Source organism: Psychrobacter immobilis, assembly GCF_904846175.1.
Classification (GTDB): domain Bacteria; phylum Pseudomonadota; class Gammaproteobacteria; order Pseudomonadales; family Moraxellaceae; genus Psychrobacter; species Psychrobacter immobilis_E.
In genome coordinates this window covers 79,596-91,421 of the sequence record NZ_CAJGZM010000004.1, presented here as the reverse complement: position 1 = coordinate 91,421, position 11,826 = coordinate 79,596, and the positions used below count along the sequence as shown (strand labels likewise).

Annotated in this window: 9 protein-coding genes; 5 read left to right on the top strand and 4 right to left on the bottom strand. The window is 43.8% G+C overall.

The features are described from left to right. Positions 1-532: 532 nt before the first annotated feature. The 3 genes from JMW39_RS06890 to JMW39_RS06880 all read left to right on the top strand — a co-directional run bounded on the left by JMW39_RS06890 (position 533) and on the right by JMW39_RS06880 (position 5,758). Positions 533-2,281, top strand: a complete 1,749-nt coding sequence (locus tag JMW39_RS06890; RefSeq protein WP_201545095.1) for an FAD-binding oxidoreductase — start codon at positions 533-535, stop codon at positions 2,279-2,281. 80 nt (positions 2,282-2,361) lie between these two features. Then, positions 2,362-4,026, top strand: coding sequence for a glycerol-3-phosphate dehydrogenase/oxidase (locus JMW39_RS06885; protein ID WP_201545093.1), 1,665 nt, complete (start codon positions 2,362-2,364; stop codon positions 4,024-4,026). Positions 4,027-4,189: 163 nt separating this feature from the next. Beyond that, positions 4,190-5,758 carry an FGGY-family carbohydrate kinase gene (locus tag JMW39_RS06880; RefSeq protein ID WP_201545091.1) on the top strand — a complete coding sequence of 523 codons (1,569 nt, stop codon included), beginning with the start codon at positions 4,190-4,192 and terminating at the stop codon, positions 5,756-5,758. Here the strand turns inward: JMW39_RS06880 and JMW39_RS06875 are convergent. The 3 genes from JMW39_RS06875 to JMW39_RS06865 all read right to left on the bottom strand — a co-directional run bounded on the left by JMW39_RS06875 (position 5,751) and on the right by JMW39_RS06865 (position 9,003). Continuing rightward, positions 5,751-6,926: a MalY/PatB family protein gene (locus JMW39_RS06875; protein ID WP_201545090.1), complete on the bottom strand. Its 1,176-nt coding sequence runs from the start codon at positions 6,924-6,926 to the stop codon at positions 5,751-5,753. The genes JMW39_RS06880 and JMW39_RS06875 overlap by 8 nt on opposite strands. A 245-nt stretch (positions 6,927-7,171) precedes the next feature. Next, entirely contained in the window at positions 7,172-8,158 is a 987-nt protein-coding gene (locus JMW39_RS06870; protein ID WP_201545089.1) for a hypothetical protein, read from the bottom strand. A gap of 17 nt (positions 8,159-8,175) precedes the next feature. Continuing rightward, positions 8,176-9,003, bottom strand: a complete 828-nt coding sequence (locus tag JMW39_RS06865) for a crotonase/enoyl-CoA hydratase family protein (RefSeq protein WP_201545088.1) — start codon at positions 9,001-9,003, stop codon at positions 8,176-8,178. A gap of 203 nt (positions 9,004-9,206) precedes the next feature. Here JMW39_RS06865 and JMW39_RS06860 point away from each other — a divergent pair, with 203 nt between their 5' ends. Beyond that, positions 9,207-9,944 (top strand): LysE family translocator, encoded by a 738-nt coding sequence (locus JMW39_RS06860; RefSeq protein ID WP_201545087.1) that lies wholly within the window; start codon positions 9,207-9,209, stop codon positions 9,942-9,944. A gap of 72 nt (positions 9,945-10,016) precedes the next feature. Continuing rightward, positions 10,017-11,054 (top strand): 23S rRNA (adenine(1618)-N(6))-methyltransferase RlmF, encoded by a 1,038-nt coding sequence (gene rlmF / locus JMW39_RS06855; protein ID WP_201545086.1) that lies wholly within the window; start codon positions 10,017-10,019, stop codon positions 11,052-11,054. A 111-nt stretch (positions 11,055-11,165) separates the two neighbouring features. On the opposite strand, the gene JMW39_RS06850 is transcribed toward rlmF, so the two are convergent. After that, entirely contained in the window at positions 11,166-11,747 is a 582-nt protein-coding gene (locus JMW39_RS06850) for a manganese efflux pump MntP family protein (RefSeq protein WP_201545085.1), read from the bottom strand. Positions 11,748-11,826: the final 79 nt, after the last annotated feature.

The window sequence follows — 11,826 nt, the reverse complement described above, 5'->3', positions numbered from 1 at the left end:
AGTGTTTATGGGTGATTGTTGATCGTTATTAGCGGATATTCAGGATTATTTGAATATTAGGAAGGTAAGCGTCTAACTTAAGCAGCAAGCTCAACAATACATTCAGCAGCTTCATAAGACTTTTTTTAACGCATGACTACGCAGTGATAAGAATAATATTCCTGAAAAATCATTGATAATTAACGACCAAACAAAAAGTCATGAATTTTTATTATACAAATGACGAGTCTGTATGAAATTTTTGTTTATATTGTGCTATGCTCAGATTATCAGCACTTGGCTTTAACGCTGTAGAGTGTGCATGGTTTACCCAAGCTAACGATCAGCGGTTAAGCAGTGGTTAATTAAATTAGCTCCAATTATCTAAACCACACCTAAATCCAAACTTAAATAACACTGATAGTCGGTTCAAGATAATTTGGACACATGGAAGACGAGTAATATTACTACAGGATAGTAGACTGCGCGCGCCTGAACCTGTGTCCGATTCATATAGAGTTTGACTATATATAAAATTGACAGGTATGTCCCTATGAGCAACATCACATCTCTTTTCCGTAAAAAAGCTATTTCTACTAATACTGATAATATTTCTTTAGATACGGCTTCAAAAGATAACGACCCCACCAATACACCTGCTAATACCTCCGCCAACACTCCTATTGAGCAAACGCGCTGGAATGGTTGGGGTAATATCAATATCAATAAAAAAGTTTCGCCACATGGCGCAAAACTGATTAAATCACATATCGGTAAAACCAAAAAACTAAACTCTGTCAGTTTGGCGCAGGTACTCAAAACCGTCCCAAAATCGCGCTTGCCTGCTGCCCTGACTAAGCTGGATACGGTATCTATCGATAACGAGGTCAGACTCAGACACGCCCGCGGCCAAAGCTTTCCAGACTGGATAGCCATGCATGGTGGCGACTTTGAAGTCTTTCCTGATGGGGTCGCTTTTCCTGAATCGACCGCTGATGTCGAAACCTTATTAAAGCTAGCGAGCGAGCACGACCTTATCGTCATTCCTTTTGGCGGCGGCACTTCAGTAGCTGGTCATATCAATCCACAAAAAGGTTCACGCCCCGTATTGACCATTGCCATGAGCAAGATGGATCAGCTTATTGATTTAGATATCGAGAGCCAAATTGCTACCTTTGGCGCAGGTACACAAGGGCCAGCAGTCGAAGCACAACTGGACGCACACGGCTATCGTTTGGGACATTATCCTCAGTCTTGGGAGCTATCGACACTGGGTGGCTGGATTGCAGCGCGCTCTAGTGGTCAGCAGTCTTTAGGCTATGGACGTATCGAGCAGATGTTTGCCGGTGGTACGTTGGTGACGCCGCAAGGGGTACTCAATATTGCTGATATTCCAGCGTCAGCAGCAGGACCTGATCTGCGTGAAATGATGATGGGCACTGAAGGTCGCGCTGGTATTTTTACTGAAGTCAAAATGCGGGTGCAGTCACAACCAGAAGAAGAGCTGTTTAAAGTCGCCTTTTTACCAAACTGGGAAGCGGGTAAAGAAGTGCTTAGACAAGCCGTACAGAAAAATATTCGCCTATCTATGCTGCGTCTGAGTAATGCAGTCGAGACTGACGCGCATCTACATTTGGGCACGACGCCCAGCCAATTTATGGCCATCAGCACTTATCTAAAAGCGCGCGGACTCAGCTCAGAAAAAGTCATGCTCACTTATGGCGTATCAGGGGATAAAGCGCAGAATAAACTGGCGCTGACGCAGTTTAATAAGCTATTAAAGCAGCAGAATAGTGTCACTGGTAAAATAACCGATATCATGGGTAATATATGGGCACATGGACGCTTTAAATTTCCTTATCTTCGTGGCACTTTATGGGAAAAAGGCATCATGGTCGATACCTTTGAGACTGCAACCAACTGGAATCATATCGACGAGCAAATGGCGCAGATGCAAGAAGCAGTTCAAAACGCTTTGGTAGACGAAGGCGAAAACGTCATGGCCTTTACTCATATCTCACACGTCTATAAACAAGGTGCCAGTCTTTATACCACCTACTTCTTTAGAGCAGCCAAAGACCACGCCACGACCTTAAAACGCTGGCAAAAAATAAAACATGCTGCCAGTTTAAGTCTGGCTAATGGCACAGCGACGATATCGCATCAGCATGGTGTTGGTCGCGATCATGCCCCGTACCTTGCTGCCGAAAAAGGTAAGCTCGGTATTCAAGTAACCCATGATATGCTCAAAAGCTTGGACCCTGAGCAGCGCATGAATCCGGGTGTTTTAATTAAAGAGTAAAAGGCAGCGGTCGCCTGACTGGGTGGCTTAAACACATTGAGTCACTGATTAACCTGAGTGTCATTTGAGATGAGTCGTTTATGAACCAAGCCAATCAACATCAGCAACGCCAGCAACGCACGCAAGCACTAGCGCCTTTAACACGCTCAGAACCGTGGGATATGCTCATCATCGGTGGCGGGATTACTGGCGCTGGTATTGCTCGTGAAGCAGCAAGGCGCGGCTTAGCAGTTTTATTAATTGAGCAAAAAGACTTTGCTTGGGGCACCTCAAGCCGCTCAAGTAAAATGGTACATGGCGGGCTGCGCTACATTGCCTCAGGTGACTATAAAACCACTTTGCTGAGCGTCCGTGAGCGCGAGCGCATGCTTAGCGAAGCAAGTGGTCTCGTCAACGAGATGCATTACGTCATGCCGCATTATAAAGGCAAGTTTCCACCGCCATGGATATTCAATACCTTGCTACGTGTCTACGATGGTTTAGCGGGTAAGCGCTACTCTAAATACTTTAAAAAAGACGCTTTTTTACAGCTTAATCCGCACATCAAGCAAGACAAATTTTTGGGTGCCAGTCAATTTAGTGACGCGGTGACCGATGACTCACGTCTAGTGATGCGCGTGCTGGACGAAGCGACTCATGATGGTGCGCATGCGATTAATTACCTTAAAGCTGAGTCATTAATTACCAATGAGCAAGGCTTGGTAGTTGGCGCTACTCTATTAGATACTTCTGCTGAAGATAGCAATCATACTTACGATGTCCATGCCAAAGTGGTGGTTAGTGCTACGGGTGCTTGGGCAGACACCTTACGGATGCAAGCAAGCAAACAAACAGAACAGAGCTTTCATAAGCAAATTCGTCCGTCGCGCGGCAGTCATTTGGTAGTCAGTCAAGAGCGCCTACCAATCAAGCAAGCCTATACCTTTTTGCATCCTGTCGATAAAAGAGCCGTCTTTGTCTTTCCGTGGGAAAACCGTACCGTCCTTGGAACAACCGATTTGGATCATCCGCCATTAGACGATAACGAAGTCGGTATCACTAATGAAGAGGTGGATTACCTATTGGCGGCGACCAATAATCTCTTTGATAATGTAGACATTAGCCGCAAGGATGTCATCAGCTCATGGGCAGGCGTACGTCCACTGATTTCTGATGGCGGTGATGGTAAGCGCGTCAGCCCGAGTAAAGAAAAACGCGACCATAGCGTCTGGTTGGATAACAACCTAGTTACCGTCAGCGGTGGCAAGTTAACCACCTTTCGCCTAATCGCCCTTGATGTATTAAAGGTTTGTCAAAAGGTGCTCGAACTTGATGAGTCGGCTACTCAAAATAATGTCTTATATAGCAGCCAAGTCTTTAGTAATCAACCGCCAACCAATCCCAAGTTTTCAACCCTAACACCACTATTGCAACAACGCTTGCTAGGGTTTTACGGTCTACAGCTTGATGCCTTATTAGAGTTAGCACATGATAATGACTTGGCTTATGTGACCGATAGCAATACTATCTGGGCGGAGATTCGCTTTGCGGCGCATTATGAGCAGGTCATGCATTTAGATGATTTATTATTACGCCGTACGCGCTTGGGCTTGATACTGCCGCATGGCGCGATGACCCCGCTGATTAGTGTAAGACTGAAGCAAATCTGTCAGCAGGAGCTTGGCTGGGATGAGCAAAAATGGCAGCAAGAAGTTGAACGTTATCAAGCCTTATGGCAACGCTACTATCATCTGCCTGCAGCTTAGGGCTTTTTTATATTGTATTAATAGCAAATGCTACTGGTATAAGTTTTCCTTGCTTGCTGTGCCTACGCAGACAGAGGCTGCGGAAAACTTACCCCAGTAGCACACTATAATCATCGTATTTTTATTGAGCTATATATCTATTTCTACATAGTAAAGGACTACTATGACCCATAACCTTGATGCCCCTATTTATTTCTTAGCTATCGACAATGGCACCCAAAGCGTCAGAGCGCTTATCTTCGATCAATTCGGTAGCGAGATTGCCAAAGCCCGCGTCATTATCGAGCCGTATTTTTCAACGCAGCCAAATTTTGCAGAGCAACATGCCGACTACTATTGGCAAAAATTAAGCGAAGCCTGTCAGCAATTGTGGCAAAACTGCGATATCACGCCCGAGCAAATTGCCGGTGTCAGTCTCGCCACCCAGCGCTATACCATGATATGTTTGGACAAGGATAAACAACCGTTACGCCCAGCTATCGTCTGGATGGATTTGCGTCGCGGCAATACCAATGATATCGGCTTTCTCAATCCGCTAACCAAAATCATCGGCATGGGTGAGCTGGTACAAGAAGCGCAGCAAAAAGCGCGCTGTAATTGGCTTGCACAAAATGAGCCTGAGATTTGGAAAAAGACTGCACACTATGTCAACCTCTCCGCATACCTCACCTACCAACTCACCGGCGAACTCGCCGATTCGACAGGCCATTCGGTTGGCTATTTGCCTTATGACTATAAAGCGCAAGCGTGGCTAAAACCCAAAGATCTTAAATGGCGCTTATTTAGCTGCCGACCTGAGCAAATGCCTATAATTGTTCCACCGGGACAGCCACTTGGTCATATCAGTGCCAAGGCGGCTAAAGCCACGGGGATTTTAGAGGGCACCCCAATGATTGCCGCTGCTAGTGACAAAGCCTGCGAAGCGTTAGGCGCAGCGGGCCTCGCGGCAGACACCGCCTGTTTAAGTTTTGGCACCACCGCGACGATTAATACCACTTCGAGCAATTATGTCGAGATCCTCAAGCACATGCCCGCCTACACCGCTGCCACGCCGAATTACTATAATCACGAATATATGATTTATCGAGGCTTTTGGATGGTCAGCTGGTTTAAGGAGCAATTTGCCCACTATGAAGAGCAACTTGCGAAGACGCAAGGCATCGATACCGAAAAACTCCTCGATCAAGCAGTAAAAGACATTCCAGCGGGCTGTATGGGATTAATGATGCAACCGTATTGGTCACCCGGTGTCCGTCATCCGGGGCTTGAAGGCAAAGGCGCGCTTATTGGTTTTGGCGATGTACACACGCGAGCGCATGTTTACCGCGCTATTCTAGAAGGGCTGGCTTATGAGCTAAAGCTTGGCTTTGATACTATTGAGAAGCGTACAGGCAAACCCATTAAACACCTGCGTGTGTCTGGTGGTGGCTCTCAAAGCGACTCAGCGATGCAGCTCACCGCCGATATCTTCGGTATGGCCGCTTATCGACCGCATACTTATGAAGCCTCGGGACTAGGCGCTGCCATTAACTGTGCGGTGGGACTTGGCGTTTATCCTGATCACGCGACTGCAAGCGAGGCGATGACCCATTTGGGTGATGAATTCTTGCCTATTGACGCCAATGTCCAGCTCTACAAACGCCTTTATAATGAAGTTTATCTCAAAATGTATGAGCGCTTAAAACCTTTATATCAAAGTATTCAAGATATTACCGGTTATCCTGCTAAATGACATTATTGTTTAAAACAACGCTATTTAAGGCTTTATGCATGCGATTCAATCCCTCTATCAATAGCGCTTTAGGACACGCCACATTCAGGCGCATTTTAAGGTGCCCTTCACCACCATATTTAATCCCTGCATTGAGCTCAACCTTAGCGTCTCTTAACTTATCATACAGCGCTTGATTATCTTGCGCGTATGCTGAGCAATCCAGCCATATCAAATACGAGGCTTCTGGGCGCATAACCTTAACTTTGGGCAGATTTTCTTCTAAAAACTGCAGGGTTAAGTTGATATTGGCTTCAATATAATTAAGCGCCTGCGCCAACCACTCACCACCTTGCTCATAAGCAAGACGCATCGCCGTATAAGCAAATAAATTTAGCTCATGCTCGTCACTTAAACGTTGCTGCTGACTGATTTTTCTGAGCAACGCCTCATCTTTAGCAAATATCATTGAGCCTTTGATACCAGCCACGTTAAAGGTTTTTGTCATCGAGGTTAGGCTGACTACTTTGTGCTCATAGCCTTTTGCTAGGGTTAAAAAAGGCGTAAAGGTGTGACCAATCAAAGTTAGATCTTGATGAATCTCATCACTAACAATCGCTACATTGTACTTTTTGCAAATCGAAAGCAGCGCCTCAAGTTCATCCACTGTCCATACACGTCCGCCTGGATTGTGCGGATTACACAATAAATAAAGCTTAACCTTATGCTCGACAATCTTAGCTTCGATATCAGCCAAATCTAAATAATACTTACCATCGATTTCCTTTAATGCAGAAGTCACAAGCGTGAGACCGTTTTGCTCAACCTTGGTCATAAAAGGTGTATAAATGGGATTATTAACCATTACCGCATCGCCTGCTTCGGTAAAAACATTCGTCATCAGTGCTAAGCTTGGCACAACGCCCGGAGAAAAAAGGATATCCTGCTTATCCAGCCACAAGTCATAACGACTGCCATGCCAGTCGATAATCGCTTGATACAACGGCTCGGTCGGCACGGTGTAACCCAATATGCCATGCTGCGACACTTGCTCAATCGCGTTTAAGATAGGCTGGGCGGCCTTAAAGTCCATATCTGCTACCCACAGCGGAATCGTGTCATCGCTATAATGCCATTTGACTGACCCCGTATCACGCCTATCTAATATTTCATCAAAGTTGTACAGCATTGTATTCTCCTAAGTTAGAAAAAATAATAGCTTAGGGTACAACACGAATGGCGTCATCGCCAATCGCTTTATGAGGTTTGCATAGACGTACTCTGAGATTAAGGCTAGAAGATTGATGCTGTGAAACACTAGAAATGTGGTCTAGGCATTTGATTATATCTAAGTAAATAGCCAATCCTGCGATCCGCTATTACTGTTTAACCTATAGATTATTTAGCGTACGAGATTAAAGAGGCGTTATTAATCTAACAGTCATAACCTCTATCATTAATAACAATATCAACTCCAAAAAAAGCAGAAAATTCGTCTGTATATTTATCTAATTGATTAACATCTATTACTTGATAAATACGAATACTACTTTTAAATCCCTCTATTTTAATCTGCATCCAACAACCACCCCAACCTTTTGTTGGATGTAAGTTATCAATCTGAATACTTTCAATTTTATTAGGTAATATCAAAGAAAAATTATCACCCTTAAAGCCTATTACTTCATTTACATTATCAATCCAAACAATATTATCTTCATCATACTTGAGTAATGCCGTAACAAAGCTTGGTACAGGTTTTATACAGTAATCATAATAGTGATGATATTGCTCAATTTTAAGCCCATAGCTCATATAGTGAATTTTGCTAACAGTGCCTTGATGCTGATAATTACTATCTATTAAAATAGGATAAGCATAATCTCTTTTATTATAAATATCTAAGCGAGTACACCTATCAGGTATCGAATAATTAAGAACGTAAAAGATATCTTTTATGCACAAATTGAAAGAGTCTTCATCCATAACCGTATTATCGGTAATTTTTTGCGCGTACGTCTCATATTTAGAGAGCATTCCTGCTAGCTTTGAGTAAGTGTCTGTATGCCTTAACCCCTCTCTAATGTCGACTATATAATGCTGGATTGGTGACGCTAATGAAGTAAAGTTCCATAAAATCTTTGCATGATTAAATTTGATATGACCCACTATAATAGGTATATCAAAATGATAAAACTGCACACCATTTATATCTGTTTCTAGGTGTCCTAAATTAAGCGCTAACAGTTCTGAATATGTCGTATTCCATGATATGCAATATGAAGAGTTTTTATCTACAGTGAAGAAATATAGAATATCTGGAGAGATATAAGGTGAAAGCTCTTCAAAGTCTGGTTGCCAACTTTTTGAAATTTTTAAAAAACACTTAGACCATATCGCTATTATTTTTTGCTTCCACATAAATTAGACCTTATATTTCACTTCCCCTTAAACTCAGCTTCCCGTCTCTCAACCATCGCCATCGCACCCTCTTTTGCATCTTCTGAATGAAATAAATGCGGCAGATAGCCATGAATATTGGCTAACGCTTCTTTTGCGCCATTACGACTGGCATCTTGTGCTGATGACAATAATCCTTGCACGCCAAGCGGTGCAGCGTTGCAAATCTCTTGGGCGATGGTTAGCGCACGCTCATATTCTTCACCATTTTTCACTACTTCACTGACCAAATTCAGTCTATCCGCGGTCTGTGCATCAAAGTTTTTACCCGTTAATAGATACGGCATGGCTCTTTGCCAACCAGCGGCAGCGATAAAGCGTACCGTTGCACCACCAAACGGCATGATACCGCGCTGAACCTCCATTTGGGCAAAGTTACAGTTGTCACTTGCGATAACCACATCCGCATTTAACATCAGCTCAATGCCAGCGGTAAAACATGTGCCTTGTACTGCGACGACGACTGGCTTACTGCGTAATTTGCCACCGATTCCCCACGGATCGATTTCGTCGGCAGCAAACTCAAACGCGCCTTTGTCCCATTTATCCTGTAGCTCCGTCAAATCAAGCCCTGCGGTGAAGTGCTCACCATGGGCGAATATTAACGCACAGCGCAGATTCGCGTCATTTTCATATTGAGTGAGTGCCTCAGAGAGTTGCTTAATCATATAGCTATCAAAGGCATTGCGTTTATCGGCGCGATTGAGCCCGATCAAGCAGATGTAATCTTGGACGTCATAGGTAATGCGAGTGTCATTGCCAGTGTTATTTCCAGCATCATTGCTATTGTGGCTTTCCGTAGTCATGGTCTTATCCTTTTTAAAGCATTCATTTATAGGGTACAAATTACACTAAATTGATATTACTACAGCTAATAAACCTTCCTTTCAATATAGACATACGTTCGGTGCAACGCAAGCACCATATCAGCGGCAATATCAATATCAGTTGACCTCATTTACGATAAGTGCAACTATTATCAAACTTAAGAAATGACTCAGAGCATTTTATGGAATTTTGGCACGGTTTTTTGCTTATCACTAGCGTCCATCTACTCGCTGCCGCCTCCCCGGGTCCTGATTTTGTATTGGTGTCGCAGCAAACCTTGGCAAAAGGGCGACGGACGGGTTTGATTTGTAGCCTTGGTATTACTTTGGGTCTGGCGATACACATCACTTATTCGGTGCTAGGATTGGCAACATTGATTGCCCATTCTCAGCCATTATTGACCGCTATCAAATGGTTAGGCGGTAGCTATCTTATTTATCTAGGATGGCAAGGTATTCAAGCCAAACCTAAAAAGCCCGCAGATTTAGCGCATTCAATAGAGCTAATAGATTCAAGCGCTCACGTTTCAACAGATACGCTTACCAAGCAAACGACGCTTAACACTCACACAACGCTTTCTGATAAAGCCATTTCTACCAAAAAACCGCCTACCGATACAGAATCGACCGCTTCCATTCTGCGCCGTGGCTTTTTTTGCAATGTGTTTAATCCAAAAGCGCCCGTGTATTTCGTCGCGATATTTACCCTCGTACTCTCACCCGATATACCGCTATGGCAATTGGCTATTTATGGCGTATGGATGATGGTCTTGCAGATGGCATGGTTTAGTATCGTGGTCATGTTGTTCTCTATCCCTGCCATTCATCGTCGCTTTCAGCGCTTTGAGCATTGGATAGACCGCGTATTGGGTACAGCGATGATAGTGTTGGGTTTAAATCTCATTTTACGTAGTCGATAAGAGATAAGACGCTGGTGACTGATGAAATCTGCTAAAATGGTGCATTATATTCACATACCAAAGCCCGATACTATGACCAGTAAGCCTATGACCCGTCGCCCGACCGCCAATAATCACAGAAACAGATCGCCTGAAACTGCCAAAAAACTCGGTCAGCTACATCCGCGCAATCCGCACCAAGGTCGTTATGACTTTGCGCTATTAACCCGTGCCCTGCCCGAATTGGCCAAGCATACCATCACCAATCCCAAAGGCGAGTCGACGATTAATTTCTCAGACAGTGCTGCCGTGCGCGTCCTTAATCAGGCGTTACTAGCTCATTACTATGGTGTGAAATTTTGGGATATCCCGGAAGGATATCTATGTCCACCGATTCCGGGACGTGCCGATTACATTCACTATATTGCCGATTTACTCGCGCAAACGACGCATGTGAATAAAGACAATACGCCACCGACTGGTAAAGAAATTCATGCCCTTGATATTGGTACTGGTGCGAGCGCTATTTATCCCATTGTTGGTAGCCAAAGCTATGGCTGGCGCTTTACGGCTTCAGACATTGATCCTATTTCAGTCAATACCGCCGCGCTTATTTGCGAGGCCAATCCTAAGCTAAAAAGTGCGGTTAAAGTAAAACTACAACCTGAGCCTAAGCGTATTTTTGCTAATATCATTGGTCGCCAAGATTACTTCGATGTGGTGGTCTGTAATCCCCCGTTTCATGCCTCATTAGAAGAAGCAATGGAAGCCAATAGCCGTAAGCAGCATAATCTGCAACGACATCGTGGTAAGAATGAGAACGCACAAATTAGTCGCAGCTCAACCAAGTCAGGTAATGCCGCGCAAAACCTAAACTTTGGTGGTCAGCATAAAGAGTTGTGGTCTGAGGGTGGTGAGATTGCCTTTTTAACCAAGATGGCAAAAGAGAGTCAAGACTTTGCTGAGCATGTTGGCTGGTTTACAAGTTTAGTCTCAAAGTCAGAAAACGTGAAACCAATGCAATTGCTATTGAAACAACTTGGTGTTGCCCAAATGCGCATCATTGAGATGAGCCAAGGTCAAAAAAGCACGCGTATACTCGCCTGGCGTTTTGATACTGACGAAGAATAAATAGTAGTTAATATAAAATAGTCATAGTTTCACGTGAAACAAAAAATCACCACTTTAATGATTAAAGTGGTGATTTTTATTGTAGAGAACAAAGCCAAATAAGAGTATTTATTAACGGATAAACATCACCTTTATACCAATGGCTATCAATACCAATCCACCAAGTATCTCAGCTTTATCCTCAAGCCAAGTTCCAGAAGACTTGCCTAAATAGATACCGAAAAAGCCAAATCCAGCAGTGACGATAGCAATAATGAAGCACGCTAGCCATGCATTAAGTGCTAGTAAATTTAAAGTAAAGCCTGCTGCCATCGCATCAATACTGGTAGCGATAGCCAGTGTAAACATCATACGATGATTGATTTTTTCTTGTATATTCTCATCGGAACTGTCTTCTACTAGCGCTTCAATCTCACCAGTGAATGCTTCATATAACATCTTAGCACCAAGCACAATAAGGATGCCGCCACCAATCCACGGTGCAGCAGTCGCTAACCAGCCTAATAATACTGCCCCCAATAAGTAGCCGATCAGTGGCATCACGCCCTGCGCGATACCAAAATACAAACCAGCATAAATGGCTAAGCGCAGCACATACTGCTTATCTTGTCTTTGCGATTTAGCCCCTAGCCCAATTGCAACGGCAAACGCATCCATCGCAAGCGCAATGGCAAGTAATATGACTTCAATCATTTTATTTTTCGCTTATTATCCTAAGTTTCACGTGAAACAAATCTAATGTTAAAAAAATACCACCTTGGATGCCAAAGCG

Coding starts and splice junctions, on each gene's coding strand:
- JMW39_RS06880 (WP_201545091.1), top strand. CDS start 4,190: ATGACCCATAACCTTGATGCCCCTATTTATTTCTTAGCTATCGACAAT.
- JMW39_RS06875 (WP_201545090.1), bottom strand. CDS start 6,926: ATGCTGTACAACTTTGATGAAATATTAGATAGGCGTGATACGGGGTCA.
- JMW39_RS06850 (WP_201545085.1), bottom strand. CDS start 11,747: ATGATTGAAGTCATATTACTTGCCATTGCGCTTGCGATGGATGCGTTT.
- JMW39_RS06870 (WP_201545089.1), bottom strand. CDS start 8,158: ATGTGGAAGCAAAAAATAATAGCGATATGGTCTAAGTGTTTTTTAAAA.
- JMW39_RS06890 (WP_201545095.1), top strand. CDS start 533: ATGAGCAACATCACATCTCTTTTCCGTAAAAAAGCTATTTCTACTAAT.
- rlmF (WP_201545086.1), top strand. CDS start 10,017: ATGACCAGTAAGCCTATGACCCGTCGCCCGACCGCCAATAATCACAGA.
- JMW39_RS06860 (WP_201545087.1), top strand. CDS start 9,207: ATGGAATTTTGGCACGGTTTTTTGCTTATCACTAGCGTCCATCTACTC.
- JMW39_RS06885 (WP_201545093.1), top strand. CDS start 2,362: ATGAACCAAGCCAATCAACATCAGCAACGCCAGCAACGCACGCAAGCA.
- JMW39_RS06865 (WP_201545088.1), bottom strand. CDS start 9,003: ATGACTACGGAAAGCCACAATAGCAATGATGCTGGAAATAACACTGGC.